Source organism: Collinsella sp. AM34-10 (genome assembly GCF_003469185.1).
Classification (GTDB): domain Bacteria; phylum Actinomycetota; class Coriobacteriia; order Coriobacteriales; family Coriobacteriaceae; genus Collinsella.
Genome location: NZ_QSIL01000010.1, coordinates 15,884 through 42,318, shown reverse-complemented (window position 1 = coordinate 42,318; position 26,435 = coordinate 15,884). Strand labels below are relative to the sequence as shown.

The following is a 26,435-nucleotide window of genomic DNA, read 5'->3' as shown; positions in this document are numbered from 1 at the left end:
CTACGAGGCATGGGTCGAGGCCGGACTTCCGCTCGATTGGGACAGGCGGGCCTTCGAGGCCGAGCGCAAAATGGATTCTAAAAAACACCTTGCCAAATAGGAGCGTCAGGACGCAAGAAACCCCCGCCGCACGAAGTGCGCAGCGGGGGTTTCTTGCATGTCCGAGGACGTTCTGAAAAGTAACACCAGGGCGGGCCCGGACGAGAACAACCGACTACAGGTCGATGTGCGATTCCTTGATCGGGAACGGCTCGGCGAAGTGACACGCGCAGCAGTGGCCCGGGGCAACTTCCTTAAACTCAGGAAGCTTCTCGGAGCAGATGTCCTGCGCGATCGGGCAGCGGGTGTGGAAACGACAACCGGTCGGCGGATCCAACGGTGACGGCGGATCGCCGGCAAGGATGATGCGCTTACGAGTCTTCTGGATATCAGGATCGGGCACCGGCACAGCAGACAGCAGCGACTGCGTGTACGGATGGTGAGGCTCGCTATAGAGCGTCTTCCAGTCCGAAACCTCGACCATCTTGCCCAGATACATAACGGCAACGCGATCGGAGATGTGCTGCACGACGGACAGGTCGTGGGCGATAAACAGATACGCCGTACCAAACTTGTCCTGAAGTTCCTTGAGCAGGTTCAGAACCTGGGCCTGAATGGAAACATCCAGAGCGGAAACGGGCTCGTCGCAGATGATCAGCTTGGGCTTCAAAGCGAAGGCGCGGGCGATGCCGACACGCTGACGCTGACCGCCCGAGAACTCGTGCGGATAGCGGTTGATGTGCTCGGGGTTCAGACCGACAACGTCGAGAAGCTCGCGGACGCGCTCGATACGCTCTTCCTTGGTACCCACGCCATGAATGGTCATGGGCTCAGAAACAATCTCGCCGATGGTCATGCGAGGGTTGAGCGAAGCATAGGGGTCCTGGAAGATGAACTGCATCTCGCGACGCATATCCTTGATCTCGTGCTTGCTCATCTCGGCAACGTCTTTGCCCTGGAAGAACACTTTGCCTGCCGTCGGCTTGGTCAGGCGCATGATGGTGCGGCCCGTGGTGGACTTACCGCAGCCAGACTCGCCGACCAGGCCAAAGGTCTCGCCCGGATAAATCTCGAACGAAATGTCATTCACAGCAGAGACGACACGCTTGGAGAAGCGCTTGGCGAACATGCCGGACTCAGCGGGGAACTCCTTAGAGAGGTGCTCGACCTTAAGCAGCGGAGTACGCTCGTTGGTATCTGCCATTACGCCTCGCCTCCCTTCTTGGAATCCTTGCGGGTACGGGACGTCTCAGGAGCGTTCTTGAGGAACTCGGGGTCACCGGAGTAGTGGCACGCAGAGTAATGACCAGACTCGGTAACAACGCGCTCGGGGCGCTGCTTGCGGCACTTGTCCGTCGCATAGGGGCAACGAGGAGAGAAGACGCAGCCCTCGGGCAGGTTCATGAGCGAGGGCGGGTTGCCGTGAATCGGCGTAAGCGGCTTCTTCTCATCGATAGCCTGCTCCGGGATGGAGCGGATAAGACCCCAGGTGTAGGGATGGCGGCTCTCGTAGAAGATTTCCTCAGCAGTACCGAACTCGACGGGACGGCCGGCGTACATAACCATGATCTTATCGGCCATATCGGCGACAACACCCAGGTCATGGGTAATCATGATGATGGCGTTGCCGTTCTTCTCCTGCATCTCCTGCATAAGCTCAATAATCTGAGCCTGAATGGTAACGTCCAAGGCAGTCGTGGGCTCGTCGGCAATCAGAATATCGGGATCACAGGCAAGGGCCATGGCGATCATGACGCGCTGACGCATACCGCCGGAGAACTGGTGCGGGTATTCGTTGACACGCTTCTCGGGCTCGGGAATGCCAACGAGGTCCAAAAGCTCGGTGGCACGCTTGAGCGCCTCCTGCTTGGAATAGCCACGGTGCAAGCGAAGACCCTCGCCCACCTGCTTACCGATCTTATAGACCGGGTTCAAGGAGGTCATAGGATCCTGGAAGATCATCGCGATATCGTTACCGCGAATGTGCTGCATCTCTTCCTCGGTCATTTCGAGGATAGAACGACCGCGATAGCGAACGTCGCCGCCCTCGATCTTTCCCGGAGGCATCGAAATGAGGCCCATGATGGTCATGGCGGTCACGGACTTACCGGAGCCGGACTCACCGACGACGCCCAAGGTCTCGCCGCGATCGAGCGTGTAGGAGACACCGTCGACAGCGCGAACGACGCCATCCTCGGTATGGAAATACATCTTAAGGTCATCGACCTCGAGCAGATGCTGGCCCTCGGGAACAGGCTGGTCCTTCAGGTCCACATAGTTCTTGTTCTTCTTCATCCTTATGCGTCCTTCATCTTGACGTCGAGGGCGTCGCGCAGACCGTCACCCAACAGGGTGAAGGCGAGCACCGTCGAGAGAATTGCCAGACCGGGCATGATCATCATCCAGGGAGCAGTCAGAAGATACTGCTGACCGTCCTGAATCATAGAGCCCCACGAAGGCGTAGGCGGAATAACGCCCATACCGAGGAAGGACAGGGCAGACTCGGTCAGAATAGCGCCACCAATGTTCATGGTCGCATAGACCACGATAGAAGCAACGGAGTTCGGGAAGATATGGCGCATAACGATACGCGCATCGGATGCACCCATAGCGCGAGCGGCGTCAACATAGTCGTTCTCTTTGACCGTCAGGATCGCGGATCGGAAGACGCGCGCAATCGAAGGCCAGCCGAGAATGCCGATGGCGATAAAGACATTCTGAAGACCACGACCGATAACGGCAATCATGGCAACAACGAACAGCACGTACGGGAACGCCAGGAAGATGTCCGCACAGCGCATGATGATCGTATCCCAGATGCCGCCATAGAAACCGGCCAGGGCGCCCATGACCAGACCGATCACCGTGGAGATGGCGGTGGCCATAATACCGACGGAAAGCGAAACGCGTGCACCGTAGATAACACGGACGAGAATGTCACGACCAAGAGAGTCGGTGCCAAACGGGTGCTCGGCACACGGAGCCAGCAGCGAAGTCTCGGCCATGGTCGTCGAGTCAGAAGCCGTAGGAGAGCCGAGCCAGGGCTTAGCCCACAGATCGGCGGTCAGGGCGACCACAACAACGATGATGATCCAGCAGACACCGATAACGGCGAGCTTGTTCTTACGAAGACGCTTAAAAGCGTCGCCCCACAGCGTGCGGGACTTGGCGGGAGCAGATGCGGCCTTGGTGGCGGTAGCCTGCTCCTGAGACTGAGAATCAGTTTCCTGCATGAGACGTACCTCCCTTAGGCCTTATCCGACGGACCGCCAAGGCGGATGCGCGGGTCGAGGAATGCATAGCTAATGTCGACGAGCAGGTTGATCACCATAACGACGACAACAATGAGCGTAACGCCGCCCATAACGATGGGCCAGTCGCGCATGCTAATGGCGCGGTAGACCTCGAAGCCGATGCCGGGCCAGTTAAAGACCGTCTCGGTCAGGATGGCGCCCGAAAGCATGCCGCCGAAGTCGACACCAATATAGGTAACGACGGGGATGAGTGCATTCTTAAGCGCATGCTTGATAATGATCGCGCGATTGGAGAGACCCTTGGCCTTTGCCGTACGGATGTAATCCTGGTTCATGACGTCAAGCAGCTGCGAGCGCATAATGCGGGCGGCATAAGCGGTCGAAACCGAAGCCAGCGTAATGGTCGGAAGCACATAGTGCATCCAATCCTGATACTGAGAGCTGGAACCGCCGGCACCCGAGATCGGCATGGAGAATGCACCGCCCGTGGCGTCCTTGAGAATGACGCCAAAGAACAGCTGCAGCAACATACCGAGCCAGAAGGCTGGGACGGCAACGAGAATCGACGTGGTGAGCGTTACCAAAATATCCCAGAAGGAATAACGCTTAACCGCCGAAATGATACCCGCACCGATACCCATGATTGCCTCGAGCACGATGGCGCACGCGGCAAGTTTGACCGTATACGGATACTTCTGGGCAAAGATTTCCGTAACCGGCAGCTTGCGCTGGTACGAATTGCCCAGATCGCCATGAAGCAGGCCGTTCATGTAATACAAGTAACGGTCCACGAGCGACGTTTGAACGGGGTCGCCGTTCTCGTCAAGGATCGCGTTGCCGTCCTCGTCCGTCTGGACCAGGTGATAGCGAACGCGAAGCTGAAGCTCCACCTCGGGGGACAGAGCCTTGTCTCCACCGATCAGCTTGATCGGATCTCCCGGCACGATATTCTGGAGGGCGAACAGAATCAGCGTAACGCCCAAAAACACCGGGATGAACTGAAGCACACGTTTAACGATGTACTTACCCATACCACTCCCCTATCTAGGGATTAACCTAAATGGGATGCCGATCGCCAGACCGGCATCCCAAAATTACCATCAGCCAGTTTACCCCAGGTTAGGGAGAACTGTATGTTTCCCATGAGGTCTACGTAAATACTTGACCCTCACGGAAGCTGCAAAACCCTTAGGCGAGCTCGGCGGTACCCAGATCGGCGTGCTTCTGCGGATCAACATAGAGATGCTTGACGCGGTCAGAGCCAGCGATGGTGTGCGTGTAGAACATCACCGGGATGACCGGGCAGTCGGCAGCGACCATGGCGTCGGCCTCCCGCATCTTGGCGATGCGCTCCTCGTCATCAACCGTGGTGCGGGCCTCGTCGACCTTGGCATCGAACTCGGGGTTGCTGTAACCGGAGCGGTTGTCGCCACCGAGGGAGTCGGAGTGGAACAGCGGGTACAGGAAGTTGTCCATGATCGGGTAATCGGCGATCCAGCCCAGACGGCCGAACTGATAGTTGAAGTTCTGATACTGCTCGAGCAGGGCAGACCACTCAGGGGTATCGGAGACAGCGGTAACGCCAACCTTGGCGAGGTCGCCGATGATGGACTCCATGATCTCCTTGTGACCACCGTCCTGGTTGTAGGAAAGGGTCACGCTAATGCCACGATCGCCGTTAGCGCCAGCGGGAGCGACTTTGTCGAGGTACTCGTTAGCCTTGTCGACGTCATAGGCGCAGAACTCCCATGCGCCCTCCTTGTAGCCGGCGATTCCCGGAGGAACAATACCGTCGGCGGGGGTACGGGTACCCTTGTAGATGGTCTTGCAGATGGCCTCACGGTTGATGGCCAGGGAGATGCCCTTGCGCAGGTCGGCGTTATTGAACGGCTCGGCCGTGGTGTTGCAGGTCAGATAGTACGTGGAAGGCTCGGCACCGAGCAGCATATGCTCGCCGTCACCCATGGTGTAGCCGTCCTTGGACTCGCCACGGTCCTTCTTGGCGGCGTCGATCTGAGCAACGGGAACGTCGCAGACATCGAGGTTACCGGCCTGGAACTCCTTGTAAGCGGTCTCCATGTCCTTGATGACCTGGAAGTGGATGCCATCGATCTTGGCCTTGTCGCCATAGTAATCGTCAAACTTCTTGAGGTTGATCTCCTGGCCATCCTCCCACTTACCGTCCATCATGAACGGGCCGTTACCGACCGGGGCAAGGTAGAAGCTCTTGACATCGGACTCGGCGCACTCGGGAACCGGGGACAGAGCCGGGTGAGAGGCGACGAAGGGGAAGTCGGCGTAAGCGGAAGACAGCTTGACGACGAGGGTCTCATCGTCGGGGCAGGTAACACCGCTGAGCTCGGTAGCGTTGCCGGCAAGCAGATCGTCATAGCCCTCAACCATGGAAAGGTGATAGGAGACCTCGGAAGGACCATACTCGGTGGCGATGGCCGACTTGGTGTTGACTAGACGCTCCCAACCGAGCTTGAAGGACTTGGAGGTAACGTCGTCACCGTTGTGGAACTTAGCCTTCTTGATCTTGAAGGTGAACTCGGTGGCGTCGTCGTTAGCCTCAAAGGACTCGCAAGCCAGCGGAACGATCTCGCCCTTCTCGGGGTCGTACTCCGTCAGAGCGTCGAAGAGCTGGTACTCGACCTGAGTGCCCTGATCCTCCTGGACGTTGTAGGGGTCGATGCAGACCGGGTTGTTGATGTAGAAGTTCAGCGTCGAACCGGACTCAGAACCGGAAGTGTCGCCGCCCTTCTTGCCGCATGCGGCAAGAAAAGCCATGGAGCTCGCAGCAAGGGTACCGCCGACAAAGGCGCGACGACCCATAACGGGCTGGTGGAACATAGAATCAGCCATGCCATCCTCCTTATGAGATAGGACAAAGAAATGTTCAGTCGGACATATGTCGAGACAATCCGATCCGAACCATCAAAACGCCGCCCGCTGCTATGGCTGGTTATGCACAACAGACCAACGTTTTGCAATACAGTAGCGCATTTTATGCACGATTTGGGGCTAATTCCGGTTAACGGTCGAGAATTTCTTTAGTTGGGCGAAGTATGTGGGGATATTTTGACTCTGTTACAAGTCTGTAAACAAAAAGGGCCCCGCACATGCGGGACCCTTTACAAACGTATATACGCCGATGCTTAGTAGCCGACGATACCCTGCGGGAAGAAGAACATGCACAGAACGACACACACGGCAAAAACGACGGCCATAATTACCGTCAGGCGATCGAGGTTCTGCTCCATGACGCCCGTGGCAGAGCTGGAGTTATACAGCGAGCTAGCGATCATATCCGAAACGCCGGTGCCCTTACCGGAATGCATCAGAACGAGAATCGTCAGCGCCACGGCAGAAACAGCCCAAACGACAAACAGAAGAATCTGGAACGGACCCATAGATAAGCTCCTTAATAGAACAACTCAAACTCCAGTACTGTACCACAACCTTCAACACTCCCCCACCTGCCATTTAGGGACGGGGTAGAAATGGCAGAAATACCAAAAAAGGGGGTCGTCCGGTTGTGGACAACCCCCTTACTAGAAAACGGTATTTGTTTTCTATTAGGCCTCGGTGGCGAGCACGCGACCCGTCATCTCGGCGGAAGGCTCAATACCAGCCATGGTGAGCATGGTCGGAGCGATATCCGAAAGACGGCCGTCCTCGATACCGGTGAGCTTGGCCTTATCATCAACGATGATGAACGGCACGCGGTTGGTGGTGTGAGCCGTAAACGGATGCTTGGAACCGTCGGAAGCAACGTCAAACATGTGATCGGCGTTGCCATGGTCGGCGGTAATCAGCGCAAAGCCACCCTTGGCGAGAATCGCCGGGACAACCTTGGACAAAGCATCGTCAACAGCCTCGACGGCCTTAACGGCGGCGTCGAAGACACCGGTGTGACCAACCATGTCGCAGTTCGCGAAGTTCACGATGTAGAAATCAGCGCGATCCTCGTTGATTGCGGCGACGAGCTTCTCGGTAACCTCGGGAGCGCTCATCTCGGGCTGCAGATCGTAGGTAGCGACCTTGGGAGAAGCGACGAGCACGCGCTCCTCGCCCTCCTTGGGCTCCTCGATGCCGCCGTTGAGGAAGAACGTCACGTGGGCGTACTTCTCGGTCTCGGCGGTGTGCAGCTGCTTCAGGCCATTGGCGGCGATAACGTCGGCCAGGACGTTCTCGGGGAACGTCTTGGGGAAGGCGACCTCGACGTCAAACGTCGGATCGTACTCGGTCATCGTCACAAAGTGCGAAAGCTTGATCTGCTCGCGCTCGAAGCCGTCGAACTCCTTGTCCGTGAACACGCGGGTCATCTGACGAGCGCGGTCGGGACGGAAGTTGAAGAAGATGGCCGCGTCGCCCTCGTGGATGCCCTCGTTGTGGGCAGCGAAGGGCTCGACGAACTCATCGCCGCGCGGATCCTTCTCGTAGTAGGCCTTGATACCGGCCACGGGGTCGGTATCGGCATCGGACGCGTTGACCATGACATCGTAGGCACGCTGGATGCGCTCCCAACGGTTATCGCGGTCCATGGCCCAATAACGGCCCGAAACGGTGGCAACGCGAGCGTCGCAACCGGTCTCCTCGGAGATCTTAGCCAGGAAGGCGCAGAACTCGCTCATGTAGCCAGCACCGGACTGCGGGTCAACGTCGCGGCCATCCATGAAGGCGTGGACGCGAACGGTCTTGACACCGTGCTCGGCAGCCATCTTGACCAGAGCCTCGACGTGGTTCATGTGAGAATGAACACCGCCAGGGCTCATAAGGCCCATGAGGTGAAGGGTCTTGCCGTCGGCCTTGACATCGTCCATAGCCTTGACGAAAACCTCGTTCTTGGCGATGGAGCCGTCCTTGATGGCATTGTTGATGCGCGAAAGCTCCTGGAACACGATGCGGCCGGCACCGATGTTGAGGTGACCCACCTCGGAGTTGCCCATCTGGCCATCGGGAAGACCCACGTCCTCGCCCGAAGCGCCGAGCGTGGTGTGGGGGTACTTCTCGTACAGGCTATCGAGGAAGGGCGTCTTGGCAGCGGCGACGGCGTTCTCGCCATCGGCCGGAGCCAGGCCGCAACCATCCATGATGATCAGGAGTGCAGGAAGATGACGCTGTGCCATATGTCCTACTCGCCTGCCTTGACGACCATAGAAGCGAAGTCGGCAGCCTTGAGCGAAGCGCCGCCCACGAGGGCGCCGTCAACGTCGGGCTTGGCGACGAGCTCGGCAATGTTGCCGGGCTTAGCGGAACCACCGTACAGGACACGGATGCCGTCGGCGAGCTCCTCACCGAACATCTCCTTAAGGGTCTCACGGATAGCGCCGCAGACCTCCTGAGCGTCCTCGGCGGTAGCGGTCTTGCCGGTGCCGATGGCCCAGATGGGCTCGTAGGCGACGACGACCTGCTTGGGGCAGGTGATCTCAAGACCAGCAAGGCCGGCCTTGACCTGGTTCACGACGTGCTCGACATAGGTGCCGGCCTCGCGGACCTCAAGGGACTCACCGCAGCAGAAGACGGGAACAAGACCGGCGGCGACGAGGGCCTTGGCCTTCTTGTTCTGATCCTCGTCGGTCTCGTGGAAGTAGTCACGACGCTCGGAGTGACCGATGATGCAGTAGGTGCAGCCAGCGGATTTGAGCATGTCGCAAGAGGACTCACCGGTGAAGGCACCCTTGGCCTCCCAGTACACGTTCTGTGCACCGAGGGCGATGGGGGCAGCCTGAATACGGTCATGAACCGTGGTGATGTCGATGGTCGGAGGGCAGACGAGCACCTCGACGCCAGCCGGAACCTCGGGCAGAGCCTGAGCCAGCTCGTCGGCGAGCTTGGCGGCCTCGGCGACGTCGTTGTTCATCTTCCAGTTACCAGCGATAAGAAGGGTGCGATTAGGCATCGAGAAGCGCCTCCACTCCGGGCAGGGCCTTACCCTCGACGAGCTCCATGGAAGCGCCACCACCGGTGGAGATCCAGCTCATCTTGTCGGCCAGGTTGAACTTGTTGACGGCTGCGACAGAGTCGCCGCCACCGATGATCGAGGTGCAATCAGCCTCGGCGACAGCCTCGGCGATAGCCTGGGTGCCGTGAGCGAAGTTATCGAACTCGAAGACGCCCATGGGGCCATTCCAGAACACGGTCTTGGCGCCCTTGACAGCCTCGGCGTAGAGCTCCTCGGTCTTGGGGCCGATGTCCATACCCTCACGATCGTCGGGGATAGCATCGGAAGCAACAACCTCGGGGACAGCGTCCTCGCCAAAGTGATCGGCAACGCGGTTGTCGATGGGGAGCAGGATCTTGACGCCCTTCTCCTCGGCCTTCTTGAGCATCTCGCCGGCGCGCTCGACCCAGTCCTCTTCCTTGAGGGACTGACCGACGGACAGGCCCTGAGCCAGGAAGAAGGTGTAGGCCATGCCGCCACCAATGATCAGGGTGTCAGCGGAGTCGATGAGGTGATCGAGAACGCCGATCTTGGAGGAAACCTTGGAACCGCCGACGATAGCGACGAAGGGGCGCTCCGGCTCGGCGAAGATGCCGGTCAGCGTGTCGACCTCCTTCTCGAGCAGGAAGCCAGCGACGGCGGGCAGGTAAGCGGCGGGGCCCACGACGGAACCCTGGGCGCGGTGAGCGGTGCCGAACGCATCGAGAACGAAGACGTCACCATAGGAAGCGAGCTTCTTGGCGATCTCGGGATCGTTCTTCTTCTCACGCTTATCGAAGCGGACGTTCTCGAGAACGAGGACCTTGCCCGGCTCGACGGCAGCGACAGCCTCGGCAGCCTTCTCGCCGTAGGTGTCGGCGACAAAGGCAACGTCGAGACCAGAGAGCTCTGCGAGCTTCTTGGCGACGGGCTCGAGGGACAGCTCGGGCTGGAAGCCGGTGCCATCGGGACGGCCGAGGTGGCTCATGAGGATGACGCGAGCGTTGTGCTCAACGAGATAGTTGATGGTGGGCAGGGCAGCCTTGATACGGGTGGTGTCGCCAACGACGCCATCCTTGATAGGCACGTTGAAGTCAACGCGGACGAGAACGCGCTTGCCGTCGACATCGATGTCGCGGACGGTCTTCTTGGTAAAGGCCATGTTTGCTTCTACCTTTCGTACGTGTCTGCCTCCCATTACGGCAGACGATTTCCTATAAAAAGGGCGCGACCCTAGGGTGTAAGCCCTATAAGGCCGCGCCCTTCTTTAGACGCTCAACGAGCTATTCGCTAAAAGCTAAATTAAGCAACGAACTTCTCGAAGTACTTGATGGTGCGGACCATCTGAGAGGTGTAAGAGTTCTCGTTGTCGTACCAAGAGGTGACCTGAACGAGGGTCTGGCCGTTGCCGAGGTCAGAGCACATGGTCTGAGTGGCGTCGAAGATGGAGCCATGGGTCTCGCCGATGATGTCGGTGGAGACGATGTCGTCCTCGTTGTAACCGAAGGTCTCGGAGATGGTGGCAGCGTAGGCCTTCATAGCGGCGTTGACCTCGTCGACGGTGACCTTCTTGTCAACGACGGCGTAGAGGTTGGTGATGGAGCCGGTCGGCGTCGGGACGCGCTGGGCGGCACCGATGAGCTTGCCGTTGAGCTCGGGGAGAACCAGGCCGATAGCCTTGGCAGCACCGGTGGTGTTGGGGACGATGTTGACGGCGCAGGCGCGGCTACGACGCTTGTTGCCCTTGCGCTGCGGGCCGTCGAGCGGCATCTGGTCGCCGGTCCAGGCGTGAATGGTGGTCATGATGCCGGACACGATGGGAGCGAAGTCGTTCAGACCCTTGGCCATCGGGGCGAGGCAGTTGGTGGTGCAGGAAGCAGCGGAGATGATGTTGTCCTCAGCGGTCAGCGTCTCGTGGTTGACGTTGTACACGATGGTGGGCAGATCGCTGCCGGCCGGAGCGGAGATGACGACCTTCTTGGCGCCAGCGTTGATGTGGGCCTGAGCCTTAGCCTTGCTGGTGTAGAAGCCGGTGCACTCGAGAACGACGTCGACGTCGAGGTCGCCCCAAGGCAGGTTGTTGGCGTCGGCCTCCTTGTAGATCTTGATCTCCTTGCCGTCAACGGTGATGGAATCCTCGCCAGCAACGACCTCGTGATCGCGAGCGTAGTTGCCCTGCGTGGAGTCGTACTTCAGCAGGTAAGCGAGCATATCGGGAGAGGTGAGGTCGTTGATAGCGACGATCTCGGAGCCCTCATGACCGAACATCTGACGGAAAGCCAGACGACCGATGCGACCGAAGCCGTTAATAGCAACCTTTACTGCCATTGTGTCTCCTTTCGTAAGGCCCCCGCAAGCTACAGCGCCCGCCGTTGAGGCCCACAAACTAACCACTCGCCTAATATACCTTTTTTTTGACTTGAATTTCACGAGAATGCTCGAAATTGAAAATCAAATTTACGTTAAAACGTTTTAAAGAATAAAATAGCAGCTAAATCCGTATATAAGTCGATACTTTAAACTACCTGTTTGCTTCAATGAGCTTTTCAAGTCTCAAAACTCGATGGTAGAGGGCCGACTTCGACAAGGGAGGGTCAGCCATCTCCCCCAAATCGCGCAGTGACAGATCGGGATAGCGCTCGCGCAGGTCGCAAAAGACCGCCAAGGCGTCCGGAAGCGTGTCGCGCAAACCCCGCAGTTCGAGCTCATCGATCAGCGCAAGCTGATGCTGGGCGGCACCCGCGCTTCTGGTCTGATTGGCCAGCTCGGCATTCACGCGACGGTTTACGTCGTTCTTAACCAATTTGACCGCGCGCGCTTCCTCGATCTCGGCAACGCTGCGCTTGGCTCCGACCAGCTTTAGGAGCTGCTCGATCTCCTCGGCGCTCTTAATGTACACGGCATAGGACCCGCGCCGCGCGTTGACGCGCGCATGGACCCCAATCTGCTCCAGCAGATCGCAGAGCCCCTTGGCATATTGCTCGCCCTGCACCGCGATCTCCAAATGAAAGTCGCCGCGGGGATCGGCCACGAAACCGCCGGCGATGAGCGCGCCGCGGATGTAGGCAAGCCTGCAGCAGGGGCGGGCAACGATGTGCCGGGGAACACCGGCGACGAGCCCTCCCCTGCGGTCGAGAATGCCCAGCAGCACCAGAGCCTTGTCCAGGTCGGGTTGATCGGGCAGGGTAATGAGATAGTTACGGACCTTATGCAAGACCGATTTACGAACGGTGAATTCCGTTTTGAGCTTAAGGATGCGATGCGTCAGCGTGATCATCGTGCGCGCGACGGCGCCCGTCTCGGTCGCGACCGTCAAACGATACCGCCCGGAGCCGGCCAGCGAAAGTGTACCGCTCACACGCGTCAGGGCGGCAAGCGTCGACAAATCGCAGTATTCACATTCGGGTTCGCAGCGCGCGAGCTCGTCACGCACCTCGGCGGTAAACGACATGCAGGCCTATGCTTTCGTGTTGGCGCGTGACAAGTCGCGATGGGAAATGCTCACGTGATACTGGGCACCTTCCAAATAACGTGCCGTGGCCTCGGCGATGGCAACGCTGCGGTGTTGACCGCCCGTGCAACCGATGGCAATAGAAAGCTGCGGCTTGCCCTCCGCGATATAGCCGGGCATGACCGTATCGAGCAGCTGCGTCCAGACCTTCCAGAACTCCTGGGTCTTGGGATGGTCCAGAACAAAGTCGGAGACTTTCTTATCGAGACCGGTCATGGTGCGCATCTCGGGATCGTAGAACGGATTGGGCAGAAAGCGAACGTCGATCATAATGTCCGCCTCGACGGGCATACCGTGCTTAAAGCCAAACGAGAACACGTGAACGTCCATGAGCTGCTGGTCGGACAGCTCGGAGAACGCCATGCGCAATTTGTTGCGCAGCGCAGAGGTGCGCAGACGGCTCGTGTCGATAATCATATCGGCTCGATCGCGCACGCCCTGCAGCTGAAGGCGCTCGCGCTGAATCGCATCGGCCGTAGTCTCCCCCGGCTTGGCAATGGGATGACGGCGGCGATTTTCGCTATAACGACGGATCAGTACCTCGTCAGAGGCCTCGAGAAAAACGATGTCGCAGCTCATCTCGCGCTCCTCGAGTGCGGCAACGGCATCGAGCAACTCATCGAACAAGCCTTGGCTGCGCAGGTCGCAGGTGACGGCAAGGTGCCTACCCACACCCGTATTGATGCCAACGAGCTCAGCAAGCTGGGCAATCAGACGCGGGGGCAGGTTATCGATACAAAAATAGCCCATGTCCTCGAACACATGCATGGCCTGCGTTCGGCCCGATCCGGACATTCCGGTGATGATAACGATATCGGGGATGCGCTCCGAGCGCTCCGCCGCATCCATGGCATCTCCCTTTTGCATGTGCTGCCTCCTAAAAACAAGCGCGGGACCCAGCAACCCGGATCCCGCGCGGTCAATTGCCTTTAATGAGTATACCGCCCTGAGCGGATACAAGGTCCGTCTTACGCCTCAAGCGCGGCTTTGAACCAACTCGTAATACTCGTGGGGTGCGTGATGGCAGTGCCCACGACAACTGCCCAGGCGCCCGCATCAATTGCGGCGCGGGCCTCCTCGGGCGTATGCACGCGGCCCTCGCAGATGATGGGAAGGCCGGGAAACTCCTCGGTCGCCTGGCGCAGGAGCGGCAGATCGGGACCGTCGGCCATGGTGCAATCGATAGCGGCAACACCATGGGAAAGCGTGGTGGACACCAGGTCGAAGCCCATGTCGACAGCACGGCGAATGTCCTCGATGGTGGCACAGTCGGCCATCAGGAGCACGCCCTCCTCGTGCAGCGGACGGAAGGTGTCCTCGACGGTCTTGCCATCGGGACGCGGGCGATCAGTGGCGTCAATTGCCACGATGTCGGCACCGGCGGCAACGCAGGCGCGAGCATGACGCAGCGTCGGCGTGATGTAGACGCCCTCGTGTCCATCCTTCCACAAGCCGATGACGGGAACCTCGCAGCGGCCCTTAATGGCGGCGATGTCGGCAAGACCCTGGCAGCGAATAGCGGCGGCGCCGCCAAGCTCGCAGGCGCGAGACATCTGAGCCATGGTTTCGGGCGTACGAAGCGGCTCGCCCATATAGGCCTGAACGCTCACGACGAGCTTGCCCTTCAGGGATTGAATCAAAGGATCAACGGTCATGTTCGACTCAACCTTTCTCAAAATAGCCTTCTGAGACACCGCACCTTGACGTTCAAACCGTCGCTCGCGTACCGAAGTACGCTTCGCTCCTCTTTCACGTCAATCTGCGGCACCTCAGAAGGCGCACTTGGTAGTTATGTTTACTTCAACGACGCAAGAAGGTGTTCGGCGGCACCGATGAGCGGCGCGTCGCCCTCCAGAGAGCCGATGAGGATCGGCGTGTCCTGAAGCGGGTCGAGCGCCTGGCTGGCATAGCCCTCGTGCACCGAGTCCTTCCACGTCTGCGAGCGCCAATCGGGACCCTGGTGAATCACACCGCCCGAAAGCACGATGACCTCAGGGTCCAGGATGTTAGCGAGCGAGCCCAGGCTGGCGCCCAGCGCAAAGCCGGCGTCATGAATGACCTCGGTCGCCTTTGCGTCGCCTGCGCGGCACAGGTCGTTCACGTCACGGCCGACCGAAGGACGGCTGGGGTCGACGCGGCCAAAACGCTCATCGTACATGCGCCCGATTGATGTTCCGGAAGCAACCGACTCCAGATGGCCGGAACGCCCGCAGGCGCAGGGAATGCCGGCGGCAGCCGAGCACTCGATGTGGCCCATATGGCCGGCAGCACCATGGAAGCCCTGCATCACGCGGCCGTTCTCGACATATGCGCCGCCGATGCCCGTACCGATGCCCAAACACAAGACGGAGAACTTGCCCTTGCCGACGCCCCAGTGGGCCTCGCCCAGAGCATGAGCCTGCACGTCGCCTACAACGGCAACGGGAAGGCCGAGGTCCTCGCGCAGACGCGGCCCCAACTGAACGCCGGACCAGCCGGGCATAATCTCATTGGCATACGCGATGGCGCCCGTCTTGGGGTCGACGACACCGGCAGCGCCGATGCCAACTCCGAGGACCTCGACATCGGGATTTGCCTCAAGAGCTGCCTTGATAGACGCCTCGATGCGCTGGAAGACCGCTTCGCCACCCTCCTGGGCCTCGGTGGGAACCTCAGCCTCAAAAACGGGATGGGGCACACCGCCGTCAGCCGGGTACTCCATGATGGCAGTCGCGATCTTAGTTCCGCCGATATCGACAGAGCAGACGTACTTGTTCTCCATGTCGTTCTCCTTCGGAGACAAAACAACTACAGGAAATGCGCCGTCAGGCTAGCCGTCACAGCGCGGTAAAGGTTTTCCAGGTGCCCGAGATCGCCGAGAAACCGTGCGGCCATTGGCCTAATGGGTCATGGCCGCACGGTTGAACGGCGAGGTCGGGTGCCTGGGAAAGCTTTAAAGGAGACCGTTGTCCTGGAGGACCTTGCGAATCGCCTCGACGTTCTCACCGGTCATGGCCTTCACCGGGCGCGGCATGGTCGGGCTGTCGAAGATGCCCATGAGGTTCATAGCGGTCTTGAAGGCGCCGACGCCACCGGCATAGCCCTGGACGCCCGAGGTGACATCCCAGATGTGCGAAATCTCATTGAGGCGATCCTGCTCGGCCTTGACGGTAGCCCAGTCACCAGTCTGAGCGGCCTTCCACTGACGAACGTAGCCCTCGGGCTCAACGTTGGCGAGGCCCGGAACGGAACCGTCGGCGCCACCGAGATAGGCACCGTCGACGACGACCTCATGGCCGGTAAGGATGCTCATCGGATGGCCGTTCTTCTCGTTCTCCTGAATGAGGTAGCGGAACGAGATGTCATCGCCCGAGGAATCCTTGACGCCAGCCAGGACGCCCTCGGCGCCGAGCTTAGCAAGGAGCTTCCAGGGGAGCTTGGTGTGGACGCACACGGGGATGTCGTAGGCGAAGATGGGCAGGTCGAGTTCCTCGTGAAGGATGCGGAAGTGCTCCTCGACCTCGGTCATGCCCTGCAGGGCATAGAACGGGCAGGTGGCGACGAGCGCATCGGCGCCCAGCTCCTGAGCGACCTTGCCGTGCTCGATCATGCGCTCGGTCTCGGTGTCGATGATGCCGACCAGAACGGGAACGCGGTGGTCGACGATACGGACGGCCTCTGCGACAATCTGGCGACGGCGCTCGTCGGTGGAGAAGACGACCTCGCCCGAGGAGCCCAGGAAGAACAGGCCATCGACGCCGGCATCGATCATGCGGTTGATGCTGCGCTCAAAGGAGGCAACGTCGAGCTGGTGGTCTTCGGTATCGGGAACAACGACGGGAGGGATAACGCCGGTGAATTTCTGAGTTGCCACAAGAATCTCCTTAGTTGTCTGGCGGGCAGCCCTATGCCGCCCACTCTTGTTGGCGGTGTCCAGGCCGTCTAGGCCAAAGAACACGAATAGAACGTTTGGTTAAAGAAGTCGACGACTTCGTTTTCGAACGCATTGATGCGCTCGTGAGCGTATTTGGCATAGATGATATGCCTCCGGTCACACTCAAGACCGTTGAATACGGCAAACTGGCCCTTGGGATCACTCACGGTATCCATGAGCGATGTGCCCATGAGCACCGAGCCACGAACCCGAGGCGACAGCGTCTCGAGACCGCTGGGAAGCGGATTGGCAAGCGCCGTGCAGGCAAGGCCCCGCTCGTCCAGAGCAGAAACCGCCAGCGCGACACCGCCGCCAAGGCCCTCGCCCCATGCAAAGATGCGGTCGGGATCCATGCCATCAAGGTTGCGCGCAACCTTCGCCAACGCGCAGCCCCAACGGACACGCTCGACAAAAGCAGGCGAGGTAATCCCCTGCTGCAGATCGCTGGATCCAATAGTCTCATCGTCCAGCGCAAGCACGGCATATCCCATGGCGGCAAACCGCGTCATGTGATGCCATCCCCGCACGGGTCGGTCGATGTCATGGAACATCAGACACAGCGGAACAAGCTCGGATCTTCGGGCGCAACCAGAGGGCTCAATCAAACGGCCGTGCACGACATACCCGCCGAGCTCAAAGGAAACCTCGGAGTAGCGCGCGCACGGATTGGCGAAATCAATCGCCGTAACGGTCAGCCCGCAAACCTCAAGGTCCGAAGCGGCTGTCTCCAACTCGGAAACATCCGCAGAAGCATCGCCGCGCCAATCCCGGAAATCAGAGAGCCTTGACGAAACCGTCCCAGCAATTCCCGCAAGCTCGGGGACAATCAGCTCATCGATATTGCTCTCGCACTTAGACATGAGCCTCCCCTCCCTTGCAGAAAAATGGAATGATCAGATCGTCAAAATCCTGAATCTCCTCGTGACCGAAGCCTTCAAAGAACTCATGACGCTTTTCACAGGTCAGGTTGTTGTAGACTGCAAACTGCGTCGCCGGAGGACAGACGATATCGGCTGTGCCCGTGCCAAACAGCACGGGGCATTTGACTATGGGGGCAAAGTTCTTGGAATCGAAGTACGCCAGCTTGGCATAGGCCTCGTCAATACGAGTCGAGTCCTCGTCAAACCAGCGAGACCAATAGCGCAGACCCTCGTAGGCAATGTCGTCGGCATCCAAATCCCAGACCAGGCGGAAATCCGACAGGAAGGGATAGAGGATGGCGGCGCGATTGATAAGCTCGCTGTTAAGCGCACAGGTCGCAATGCCCAAACCGCCGCCCTGCGATGCGCCGTTCACAAATACACGGGCAAGATCGATGCCCTCGAGCTCACGAACAATACGGCAAAGAATGCGGATATCTTGGTGCAAGCGGACATAGTAGAGGTTGGCCGAGTCGCCGTCGATACCGGCGACGATATGGCCCGCGACCGTCGTGCCCTCAAATCCACCAATGTCCTCGGAGGGACCTCCTTGGCCGGGGCAGTCGAGGGCGATGAGTGCCATGCCCATGCCCGCAAACGACGCCTGCTCAAACCAGCTGCGGCTTGCACCCGGATACCCATGGAACTGAAGTACCAATGGCACGGGCTCGTCCGAGACAGGTTTAAGGTACTTGGCGTGCAGGCGAGCGCCGCACATGCCGGTATACCAGAGATCGAAAAGCTGGCAGGTCACGGCATCGGTGACCGATGCCGCCTCGATCGCATAGTCAAGCCCGACGGCGTCAGCCTCGGCCATGCGATCCTTCCAAAAGAGATCGAAATCTGATGGACGGGACATAGCGCCTCGATATTCACCAAATTGATGTTGTAGCTCCTGAGCACTTGGCATGGCTCGTGAACCCAACCTTTCGAAATCGCAACGGAGGTGCGCCCGGCAAGGGAACCGGGCGCACGGGAGGGAAAGCGAAGTTACTCGCCGAGCTTGGGATGCAGCAGCGACGGCGCAGCGCCGAGCAGCATCTTAGTGTAGGGGTCTCGAGGATGCTGGAAAACCTGCTTGGCCTCGCCCTGCTCGACGATCTTGCCGCCATTCATGACGATGATGTCGTCGGAAATATAGCGGACCGTCTGGATGTCATGGCTGATGAACACCATAGCCAGGCCGAGTTCCTTCTTAAGGTCGGTCAGCAGGTTGAGAATCTGCGCGCGGACCGAAACGTCCAGAGCCGAGGTGGGCTCGTCGGCGATGATGGCATCGGGGTTCAGCGACAGGGCACGGGCAATTGCGACGCGCTGGCGCTGGCCGCCCGAAAGCTGGCCGGGAAGAACCTCGGCGGCGGAGGAGGGCAGACCGGTGAGCTCCAAGAGCTCCTTGACGCGCTTCTCCTGCTCGGCCTCGGTACCCAGGTTGTGGACGCGCATGGGGTCGAGCAGTTGCTCGCGAACGACCATGCGGGGGTTGAGCGCCGTGGCCGGGTTCTGGAACACGACCGAGATGACGCGACCCATGTGGCGACGGTCCTCGGCGGTACGCTTGGTGACGTCCTTGCCCTTAAAGTAGACCTTGCCGCTCGTGGGGGCCTGCAGGCCGCACATGACGTTAGCCGTGGTGGACTTTCCGCAACCGGACTCGCCGACGATGCCGATGGTCTGTCCGGGCATGAGCTTAATCGTTACACCCTGGACGGCGTGAACCAGGTTGGGGTGCAGAATCGAGCCGGTACGGGTCCTAAAGGTGACGTGGACGTCATCAAGGAAGATGATCGGCTCGACGCCGTTGACTGCGGTCTCGCTCATCTACATCACCTCCGCGTGAGGGGTCAAACCATTTGCCTTGAGCACCTCGTCGGGGAGCTCGGAATAGAAGTGCTCGGTGCCGGGCACGCGCTTGAAGACCGGACGGGTGTCCAGGCCAATGCGCGGATGGCTCGAGCGGGGCGCGAAGCGATCGCCCTTGGGGAAATCGCGCGGGCTCGGAACGGCGCCGGGCACCTGGTGCAGGCGGCCCGAACCGCTCTCGATGGACAGGACGGAACCCAGAAGGCCGCGGGTGTACTCGTGAATCGGGTTGGTGAGCAGCTCCTTGGTGGGCGCCTGCTCAATAACCTGGCCGGCGTACATAACCGTGATGTTGTGGGCGACCTCGGCGACCAGCGCCAGGTCGTGCGAAACGAAGATCATGGCAAAGCCGAGCTTGGCCTGAAGGTCGTTGAGCAGCTTGATGACCTGCTTCTGGACCGTAACGTCCAGAGCGGTCGTGGGCTCGTCGCAGATAACCAGCTTGGGGTCGCGGGTAAGGGCCATAGCGATCAGAACGCGCTGACGCTGACCACCGGAAAGCTCGTGCGGATAGCTCTCGAGCGTACGCTTGGGGTCGAGGCCCACGAGCTCCAGGAGTTCCTCGGCGCTACGGGTGCCGCCGCGCTTGGTGAGCTGCTTCATCTGGGCAGAGATGAGCATGGAGGGGTTGAGCGAGGACAGGGCGTCCTGATAGACCATGGCGATATCGGTACCGCGCAGGCCGAACCACTCCTTCTTGCTCATCTTGAGCAGGTCGCGGCCCTCCCAGAGAACCTCGCCGGAAAGATGCTCGTCATCGTCGGTCAGGCCCATGATGGCCAGCGTGGTGATGGACTTACCGCAGCCGGACTCGCCTACCAGGCCCATGGTCTGGCCGGGACGGACGTCAAAGTTAACGTGGTCGACGACGTTGATATCACCGTGGTGCTCAAACTGGATGCAGAAATCGCGGACCGAAAGGATCGGCTCAACGGACTCATCGGGCACATGGCGGTCGTTACGCTTGAGCTCGACATCGCGCAGTGCGCCAAGACGGGCGGACAGGGACTGAGCCTGCTCCTTGTAGGCACGAACGGGGTCGGAAACCAGCAGGTCGGCCTCGCGGCGCTTGGAGGAATCGGTCGGATCCAGGGCGGCGGAGGGAGCAGCGGCCATGGCGTCGGTAATGCCCTCGGAGAGGATGTTGAGCGCCAGGCAGGTGATCATGATGGCCAGGCCCGGGAACAGTGCCTGCCACCAACGGCCAGCGAGCACGCCACCGCGTGCGTCGGCGAGAATGTTGCCCCAGGTAGCGGTGGGCTCCTGGATGCCGGCGCCGATGAAGGTCAGCGAGGCCTCGAAGATAATGGCGTCGGCGACCAGGGTAACGGTGAAGACCATAATCGGAGCGATGCAGTTACGCAGAACATGCTTGATCAGAATCCACGGAGCCTTGGCGCCGGACACGATGACCGCGCGGACATAGTCCTCACCGTACTCGGACACGATGTTGGCGCGCACGATACGGGCGATCTGCGGGGTGTACATAAAGCCGATCGCAAAGATGATCGACGGCACGGAATTGCCCAGGATGGAAACGAAAACGGCTGCGAGGGCGATACCCGGGATGGACATGATGATGTCCAGGATACGCATGATCGCCTCAGAGATAGACTTGCGCGAAACCGCTGCAAGAGCGCCGACAACGGAACCACAGACCAAAGCCATGGCGGTAGCACCAAAGCCGATAATCAGCGAGTAACGTCCGCCGTAGAGCATGCGCGACAGAATGTCGCGACCCTTATCGTCGGTACCGAAGATAAATCCGTTGCCGGGAGCCTGGCGAGCCGTAAAGATCTCGACCGGGCTATAGGGGGCAAGAAGGGGCGCCAAAATCGCAGTCAGGGCGACCAGCACCAGCACGACGGCGGCAATCTTAGAAGACAGCGTCATCTTCTTCCAGCCACCGAGCTTGAGCCCCTTGGAGGCAGCCTTCTCGAGCTGCTCGGTTTGCTTCTCTCGAATCTTTACCATAATCTACACCGTCCTGATGCGCGGGTTGATGAGCAGGTAGAGCATGTCAACCACGATGTTGATGATGATGAAGGCAAGAGCAACGACGATAACGACGCCCTGAACCAGGTTCGCCTCGTTGCCCTGAACGCCCTGCAGAATCGCAGTGCCCATGCCGGGGAGGTTGAAGATAACCTCGATGACGACGGCGCCGCCCATGAGGTAGCCGATCTTAAGACCGAGGGTGGTGACCGGGGTGATCAGCGCATTGCGAAGAACGTTGATGCCGACGACGACCTTCTCGGGAACGCCGGCGCCACGAGCCATACGGACATAGTCCTTGTCGAGCTCCTCGACCATGGCGGTACGCACGATACGAGTCATCTGGCCCGTCAGCGGAAATGCCAAGGCGATAGCGGGCATGATCATACGTCCCAGATAGCCAACCGGATTCGTGGTGAAGTGAGGCAGAGCACCCGATGCCGGGAGCACCTTAAGGTAGGAAGAGAACAGCAGGATCAACAGAACGGCAAGCCAGAACGACGGGGTTGCCAAGCCGGCGATGGAAAAGACGCGGATCACTTGGTCCGGCCATTTGTCGCGATACAGTGCCGCGATGACGCCGAGCAAAAACGAAACGACCGCACCGATGGCAAGACCGATGAAGGTCAGCTGCATCGTGACGGGCAGGGCCGTGGAGATGCGCTTGGCAACGGAGTTGCGGGCAGCGCCGTAGGTACCCATGTCGCCATGAATCAAATCGCCCATATAGCGCACGTAGCGCACAGGCCAGGGGTCGTCCAGACCATACTTCTCATGGTACTCGGCAACCGCCTCGGGCGAGGCACCGTCACCCAACGCCGTGTAGGCGGGGTCGGTCTTGGAGAACGACATAAGGAAGAACACCAGGACGGTGACGCCCAATGCCATGATCGGCAGCGCCACAAGACGCCTTCCAATCAAACGTAGCAAGTTGTTCACGTTCTCTCCCCTTTCTTTTGTCGGTAGGACCAACTGGTATATGAGTACGGATACTCATTACAAGACCCGAGCGACATCGTTGCCGCCCGGGTCTTTGTTTCAACTATGAGGATACGGTCCCAACGGCCGACATCCTGCATACAGACTCAAGCGAGTCTTACGCCTTGACGGTCGCAACGCCCCTGAAGGACATGCTCGTCGTGCCGATGCCCTTGAAGCCGTCGAGAGCCTCGCCGTTGGGCGCGGTGGACGGATCGTCCCAGGAAGCGGAGACGGTCTTGACGTGGACAACGGGGTACAGAACGGCGTTGTCGGCGATGATGTCGAAGCACTCGTTCCACTTCTTCTGCTGCTCGTCGCCCTCGGCGGCAAGAGCCTCGTCCATGAGACCGTGAAGCTTCTGCCACTCAGCGGACTCCTTCCACGGGCAACGGGTCTGCATCCAGACGTTGTCGCCATACCACCAGTTGAGCAGCAGGTCGGGGTCAGCGCCGAAGCAGGAAGGATCGCCAGGGGCAAGGAGGATATCGTAGGCCTCGCCGCCGTCGATGGCAGCGTAGGTGGCCGGCGAGGTATCGGTCTGGATGGTCACCTCAAAGCCGAGAGCGTCGAGGTCGTTCTTGACCTGGGCGGCCATGCCCTTGATCTGCTCGTTGTCGGTGGTGCGCAGGGTGATGGCACCCGGGGTGATGCCGGACTCCTCGATGAGCTTCTTAGCCTTCTTGGCGTCGGTCTTGTACACCGTGGAAGCCTCATGATAATTGGTGAAGCTCTTGGGCAGGTAGCAGCTGGCAGCGGTGGCAAGGCCGGCAAAGGTGTTGCTGACCATCTTCTCGGTGTCGAGCGCATACATGACAGCCTGACGGACCTTGACGTTGTTCCAAGGCTCCTTGGCGACGTTGAACATGATGAAGCGGGTGCCGAAACCCTGAACGTTATCGATCTTGCAGCCGGCGCTCTCGAGCTGGTCGACGGCGTCAGCGGTAACGAGCTCCATAACGAGCGTGGAGCCCTCCTGCTGAGCGGTAACGCGAGCGGTGGGGTCGGTCAGGATGCTGTACTGGATCTTCTTATCCTCGGCAGCATACTCACCGTTGTACTCGGGGTTGGGAACCAGGGTGATCTCGGTATCGGAGATAGAGTCGTACATCCAGGGGCCGGAGCCGATCGGCTGCTTGGCGCGATCCTCCTCGGTCTGGGTGGCCGGGGTAACGCGGATGATGGCAAGACGATCCTTGAGCAGAGAGAAGTTGGGGACCTTGGTCTTGACCGTCACGGTGCTGGCGTCCTTAGCCTCGATGGACTCGAAGGGCTGGAAGAACGGAGCATAGGTAGCGGAAGCGGCGCAAGCGGTGTAGGAGGCAACGACATCGTCAGCGGTGACCTCGGTGCCATCGGAGAACTTGGCGCCCTTGCGGATGGTAACCTCGAAAGTGGTGTCGTCCACAGACTTGGGGTCGTCGGTGGCGAGCTCGTTGAAGGTGCTGTAGTCGTGGTAATCGATGCCGTAGAGGCCCTCGACGACGTGCCAGTTAGCACCCAGGCCCACAGCGGAGCCGGTGCTGGCGGGGTCGAAGCTGGACGGAGCGTAAGCGGAACCAGCGGTGATCACGCCGCCGCCACGGTTGGCGGAATCGGTGGAACCGGAAGCGGAACCCTCGTCGCTAGAGCTGCCACCGCAGCCGGTGAGACCAAGCCCTGCGACAGCAGCGACGCTGCCGGTGAGGCCGAGGAACGAACGCCTGGACATACCCTTGTTGATGATGGCCATGTCTTCTCCTATCAATAGAGAATCTTACCCGGGAGCACCTAGACTTGCCCCCGCGCAACTTGCGGACGATATATACCTTACCTACCGACAAACCCAACTTGGGTGCCGCGCTCGGCGACCGATACATACATACGCTTGAACGGTATTTACTACCGTTCACCGAATTCATTGACAAACGATTCGACAGACAGTATGTATCGACGAGGTGAGATATCAGTCTTCGTCAACCCGCAGGATAGCAGGGTTATTCGCCATGGCTAGTCAAACGTTTTAGCGTTAATAAAACCCGAAATCAGCAGGTAATCGCCGCGAAATAAATGATTGAAAATCAGCCAATCATGTATATCAGTTGTTTAGAAGCGCGTTTAGTTTTCGGAACGGCTGGCCGATGCTTGGGCGCGCTCGGCATTCCATGCAACAAGTGCCTCGTGGACCGCTTTGGCGACATCGGCCGGAACGCCTCGAACTTCCGCAATCTCCTGCTCGCTTGCCGCGCGCAAACGCTTCATCGAGCCAAAATGGCGCATAATGGCACGTTTTCTGGTGGGTCCCACGCCCGGAACGTCGTCAAGCACCGAAACCGTCATAGCCTTATCGCGCAACTCGCGATGGAACGTAATCGCAAATCGGTGGGATTCATCGCGAACCTGCTTGATCAGATAAAGCGAAGCGGAGCCGGTCGGCAGCACGACGGGGGTCTCGTCCCACGGCACGAAAACTTCCTCATCGGCCTTTGCCAAGCCACAAACTGGTATATCGAGGCCAAGCGCCTCAAGTTGCTTAATTGCAGCGGTCAATTGCGGTTTGCCGCCATCGACAACGAGCAAATCGGGGCGCGAGCCAAAGCGCTCGTCCGCCATGCGCTCGGGAGCATAGCGACGCCCCAGAACCTCGGACATCGATACGAAGTCGTTCGCCTCGTCCAATTCGGCCTGAATTTTAAAGCGACGATACTGGCCCTTGTCGGTACGGCCGTTGGTAAATACCACCATCGAAGCGACGGTAAAGGTGCCGTGCAACGTCGAGATATCGAAGCACTCGATGCGCAACGGCGGCGCAGGCAGCGCCAGCGCGCTTTCGAGCTCCAGGAGCGCCTGATTAGTGCGATCGTCAGCATACCCCGTGCGCATCATGTAGCGCATGAGGGCATGGCGCGCATTTTTGGAAGCCATATCGAGCAGGCGGTGCTTTTCGCCGCGCTGCGGCCTATGGAGATGGCAAGAGCGTTCGCGCTTGCCCGCAAGCCACTCCCCCAACGCTTCGGCGTCCTCAAGCTCGACAGAGAGATTGATCTCGGCTGGAATATCAGCCGTCTCGTCGTAATAGCGCTTAAGAAAGCCCGATTGAAGCTCTTCCTCGTCGACATCCAGGCCTTTATCGAGGATGAACTCACAAGTTCGAACCGTTCGGCCCTCGCGAACGACAAAGACACAGGCGGCAGAGATAGTCTCTTCGCGATAGAAGCCGATGACGTCGATATCGACGCTCGATGGAAAAACGACCTGTTGGCGATCGTCCAGGCCCCTAATGACTTCCAGGCGACGCTTGACGCGCGCCGCACGCTCAAAATCGAGCGTCTCGGCTGCCTCCGTCATCTCGGACGTAAGCTCGTCAACGACATCCTTGCGATGGCCCGACAAGAAACGTTCGACACGTTTGACGTTCTTGGCATAGTCGGCAGGGGAAATCGCGCCGATGCATGCGCCCGGCCCGCGCCCGACATGGTAGTCAAAGCAGGGACGCCCGTTTTGCGCGCAAATCATATTGACGATGTCTTCTTCGCCCTTATGAGATTCGACGATGCGGCGGCAGCGGCGCCATTCCGCACAGGATGCCGAGCAAATAGGAATAACCTTGCGTAGCGTATCGATGGTCTCACGCGCCGCACGGCTATCGGTATAGGGGCCAAAATAGCGCGTTCCCGGTTTATGACGCTCTCGCGTGTATTTAATAGCCGGAAACAAGTCGCTCTTGGTAATGGCGATAAAGGGATAGCTTTTATCGTCTTTGAGATCGACGTTAAAGTACGGATGGTACTGGCCAATCAGATTGCGCTCGAGCACCAATGCCTCGTGCTCGGTCTCCACCACGATATAGTCGAAGCTCGCCACCAGCTGCATCATGAGCGGGATCTTTTGACGCTCGTCCTGCAGCGTCACGTATTGACGCATACGGGCACGCAGGTTTTTTGCCTTGCCCACATAGATGACATCACCCTTGGCATCTTTCCAAAGGTAGCAGCCGGGTTGCGTGGGAACGCGCGAAACCTGCTCGGCAAGTGTTGGAATGTTGTCGTGACCTGCCACG

General features: G+C 59.4%; 22 protein-coding genes. All 22 read right to left on the bottom strand.

Features of this window, described 5'->3' with window-relative positions:
* Positions 1 to 214 precede the first annotated feature (214 nt).
* On the bottom strand, positions 215 to 1,243 hold the full coding sequence (locus DW823_RS09205) for an ABC transporter ATP-binding protein (protein ID WP_118081952.1): 1,029 nt from the start codon (positions 1,241 to 1,243) through the stop codon (positions 215 to 217).
* Complete coding sequence (locus DW823_RS09200) at positions 1,243 to 2,334, bottom strand: ABC transporter ATP-binding protein (protein WP_117564867.1); 1,092 nt, start codon at positions 2,332 to 2,334, stop codon at positions 1,243 to 1,245. Before DW823_RS09200 ends, DW823_RS09205 begins: the two co-directional genes overlap by 1 nt.
* Positions 2,335 to 2,336: 2 nt before the next feature.
* Positions 2,337 to 3,272, bottom strand: coding sequence for an ABC transporter permease (locus DW823_RS09195; RefSeq protein WP_117640785.1), 936 nt, complete (start codon positions 3,270 to 3,272; stop codon positions 2,337 to 2,339).
* Positions 3,273 to 3,286: 14 nt separating this feature from the next.
* Complete coding sequence (locus tag DW823_RS09190) at positions 3,287 to 4,324, bottom strand: ABC transporter permease (RefSeq protein ID WP_117758574.1); 1,038 nt, start codon at positions 4,322 to 4,324, stop codon at positions 3,287 to 3,289.
* 157 nt (positions 4,325 to 4,481) lie between these two features.
* A complete protein-coding gene (locus DW823_RS09185) occupies positions 4,482 to 6,158 on the bottom strand; it encodes an ABC transporter substrate-binding protein (RefSeq protein WP_233543075.1) in 1,677 nt (558 codons plus the stop codon).
* A gap of 293 nt (positions 6,159 to 6,451) precedes the next feature.
* The gene (gene secG, locus DW823_RS09180; protein ID WP_006236144.1) at positions 6,452 to 6,706 is read right to left on the bottom strand and encodes a preprotein translocase subunit SecG; all 255 of its coding nucleotides are present in this window, start codon (positions 6,704 to 6,706) and stop codon (positions 6,452 to 6,454) included.
* A 165-nt stretch (positions 6,707 to 6,871) separates the two neighbouring features.
* On the bottom strand, positions 6,872 to 8,425 hold the full coding sequence (gene gpmI, locus DW823_RS09175; RefSeq protein WP_117848747.1) for a 2,3-bisphosphoglycerate-independent phosphoglycerate mutase: 1,554 nt from the start codon (positions 8,423 to 8,425) through the stop codon (positions 6,872 to 6,874).
* Between the two features lie 5 nt (positions 8,426 to 8,430).
* Complete coding sequence (tpiA, locus tag DW823_RS09170; RefSeq protein ID WP_089572945.1) at positions 8,431 to 9,198, bottom strand: triose-phosphate isomerase; 768 nt, start codon at positions 9,196 to 9,198, stop codon at positions 8,431 to 8,433.
* Positions 9,191 to 10,381, bottom strand: a complete 1,191-nt coding sequence (gene pgk, locus DW823_RS09165; RefSeq protein WP_022094881.1) for a phosphoglycerate kinase — start codon at positions 10,379 to 10,381, stop codon at positions 9,191 to 9,193. The genes tpiA and pgk overlap by 8 nt, the downstream gene beginning before the upstream one ends.
* A gap of 140 nt (positions 10,382 to 10,521) precedes the next feature.
* Positions 10,522 to 11,547, bottom strand: a complete 1,026-nt coding sequence (gene gap, locus DW823_RS09160; RefSeq protein ID WP_022094880.1) for a type I glyceraldehyde-3-phosphate dehydrogenase — start codon at positions 11,545 to 11,547, stop codon at positions 10,522 to 10,524.
* Positions 11,548 to 11,740: 193 nt separating this feature from the next.
* A complete protein-coding gene (gene whiA, locus DW823_RS09155) occupies positions 11,741 to 12,670 on the bottom strand; it encodes a DNA-binding protein WhiA (protein WP_118081948.1) in 930 nt (309 codons plus the stop codon).
* Between the two features lie 6 nt (positions 12,671 to 12,676).
* Positions 12,677 to 13,597: an RNase adapter RapZ gene (gene rapZ / locus DW823_RS09150; protein ID WP_118081946.1), complete on the bottom strand. Its 921-nt coding sequence runs from the start codon at positions 13,595 to 13,597 to the stop codon at positions 12,677 to 12,679.
* Positions 13,598 to 13,698: 101 nt separating this feature from the next.
* Positions 13,699 to 14,385 carry an N-acetylmannosamine-6-phosphate 2-epimerase gene (locus DW823_RS09145; protein WP_022094877.1) on the bottom strand — a complete coding sequence of 229 codons (687 nt, stop codon included), beginning with the start codon at positions 14,383 to 14,385 and terminating at the stop codon, positions 13,699 to 13,701.
* A gap of 140 nt (positions 14,386 to 14,525) precedes the next feature.
* Positions 14,526 to 15,491, bottom strand: a complete 966-nt coding sequence (locus tag DW823_RS09140; protein WP_006236155.1) for an ROK family protein — start codon at positions 15,489 to 15,491, stop codon at positions 14,526 to 14,528.
* Positions 15,492 to 15,662: 171 nt separating this feature from the next.
* Positions 15,663 to 16,583, bottom strand: a complete 921-nt coding sequence (locus DW823_RS09135; RefSeq protein ID WP_118081944.1) for a dihydrodipicolinate synthase family protein — start codon at positions 16,581 to 16,583, stop codon at positions 15,663 to 15,665.
* A gap of 68 nt (positions 16,584 to 16,651) precedes the next feature.
* Positions 16,652 to 17,503, bottom strand: coding sequence for an acetylxylan esterase (locus DW823_RS09130; protein WP_118081942.1), 852 nt, complete (start codon positions 17,501 to 17,503; stop codon positions 16,652 to 16,654).
* The gene (locus DW823_RS09125) at positions 17,496 to 18,473 is read right to left on the bottom strand and encodes an acetylxylan esterase (RefSeq protein WP_118081939.1); all 978 of its coding nucleotides are present in this window, start codon (positions 18,471 to 18,473) and stop codon (positions 17,496 to 17,498) included. The genes DW823_RS09130 and DW823_RS09125 overlap by 8 nt, the downstream gene beginning before the upstream one ends.
* An 80-nt stretch (positions 18,474 to 18,553) precedes the next feature.
* Positions 18,554 to 19,381: an ABC transporter ATP-binding protein gene (locus DW823_RS09120; protein WP_118081936.1), complete on the bottom strand. Its 828-nt coding sequence runs from the start codon at positions 19,379 to 19,381 to the stop codon at positions 18,554 to 18,556.
* Positions 19,382 to 21,397 (bottom strand): dipeptide/oligopeptide/nickel ABC transporter permease/ATP-binding protein, encoded by a 2,016-nt coding sequence (locus tag DW823_RS09115; protein ID WP_006236160.1) that lies wholly within the window; start codon positions 21,395 to 21,397, stop codon positions 19,382 to 19,384.
* A gap of 3 nt (positions 21,398 to 21,400) precedes the next feature.
* Positions 21,401 to 22,357 carry an ABC transporter permease gene (locus DW823_RS09110; protein WP_035138896.1) on the bottom strand — a complete coding sequence of 319 codons (957 nt, stop codon included), beginning with the start codon at positions 22,355 to 22,357 and terminating at the stop codon, positions 21,401 to 21,403.
* A gap of 157 nt (positions 22,358 to 22,514) precedes the next feature.
* On the bottom strand, positions 22,515 to 24,128 hold the full coding sequence (locus DW823_RS09105; RefSeq protein WP_006236162.1) for an ABC transporter substrate-binding protein: 1,614 nt from the start codon (positions 24,126 to 24,128) through the stop codon (positions 22,515 to 22,517).
* Between the two features lie 365 nt (positions 24,129 to 24,493).
* Positions 24,494 to 26,434: an excinuclease ABC subunit UvrC gene (uvrC, locus tag DW823_RS09100; RefSeq protein WP_369831731.1), complete on the bottom strand. Its 1,941-nt coding sequence runs from the start codon at positions 26,432 to 26,434 to the stop codon at positions 24,494 to 24,496.
* Position 26,435: the final 1 nt, after the last annotated feature.

Coding starts and splice junctions, on each gene's coding strand:
- DW823_RS09105 (WP_006236162.1), bottom strand. CDS start 24,128: ATGGCCATCATCAACAAGGGTATGTCCAGGCGTTCGTTCCTCGGCCTC.
- gpmI (WP_117848747.1), bottom strand. CDS start 8,425: ATGGCACAGCGTCATCTTCCTGCACTCCTGATCATCATGGATGGTTGC.
- DW823_RS09140 (WP_006236155.1), bottom strand. CDS start 15,491: ATGGAGAACAAGTACGTCTGCTCTGTCGATATCGGCGGAACTAAGATC.
- DW823_RS09185 (WP_233543075.1), bottom strand. CDS start 6,158: ATGGCTGATTCTATGTTCCACCAGCCCGTTATGGGTCGTCGCGCCTTT.
- tpiA (WP_089572945.1), bottom strand. CDS start 9,198: ATGCCTAATCGCACCCTTCTTATCGCTGGTAACTGGAAGATGAACAAC.
- gap (WP_022094880.1), bottom strand. CDS start 11,547: ATGGCAGTAAAGGTTGCTATTAACGGCTTCGGTCGCATCGGTCGTCTG.
- DW823_RS09145 (WP_022094877.1), bottom strand. CDS start 14,385: ATGACCGTTGATCCTTTGATTCAATCCCTGAAGGGCAAGCTCGTCGTG.
- DW823_RS09115 (WP_006236160.1), bottom strand. CDS start 21,397: ATGGTAAAGATTCGAGAGAAGCAAACCGAGCAGCTCGAGAAGGCTGCC.
- pgk (WP_022094881.1), bottom strand. CDS start 10,381: ATGGCCTTTACCAAGAAGACCGTCCGCGACATCGATGTCGACGGCAAG.
- DW823_RS09195 (WP_117640785.1), bottom strand. CDS start 3,272: ATGCAGGAAACTGATTCTCAGTCTCAGGAGCAGGCTACCGCCACCAAG.
- secG (WP_006236144.1), bottom strand. CDS start 6,706: ATGGGTCCGTTCCAGATTCTTCTGTTTGTCGTTTGGGCTGTTTCTGCC.
- DW823_RS09125 (WP_118081939.1), bottom strand. CDS start 18,473: ATGCCAAGTGCTCAGGAGCTACAACATCAATTTGGTGAATATCGAGGC.
- DW823_RS09190 (WP_117758574.1), bottom strand. CDS start 4,324: ATGGGTAAGTACATCGTTAAACGTGTGCTTCAGTTCATCCCGGTGTTT.
- DW823_RS09205 (WP_118081952.1), bottom strand. CDS start 1,243: ATGGCAGATACCAACGAGCGTACTCCGCTGCTTAAGGTCGAGCACCTC.
- DW823_RS09120 (WP_118081936.1), bottom strand. CDS start 19,381: ATGAGCGAGACCGCAGTCAACGGCGTCGAGCCGATCATCTTCCTTGAT.
- DW823_RS09200 (WP_117564867.1), bottom strand. CDS start 2,334: ATGAAGAAGAACAAGAACTATGTGGACCTGAAGGACCAGCCTGTTCCC.
- rapZ (WP_118081946.1), bottom strand. CDS start 13,597: ATGCAAAAGGGAGATGCCATGGATGCGGCGGAGCGCTCGGAGCGCATC.
- whiA (WP_118081948.1), bottom strand. CDS start 12,670: ATGTCGTTTACCGCCGAGGTGCGTGACGAGCTCGCGCGCTGCGAACCC.
- DW823_RS09130 (WP_118081942.1), bottom strand. CDS start 17,503: ATGTCTAAGTGCGAGAGCAATATCGATGAGCTGATTGTCCCCGAGCTT.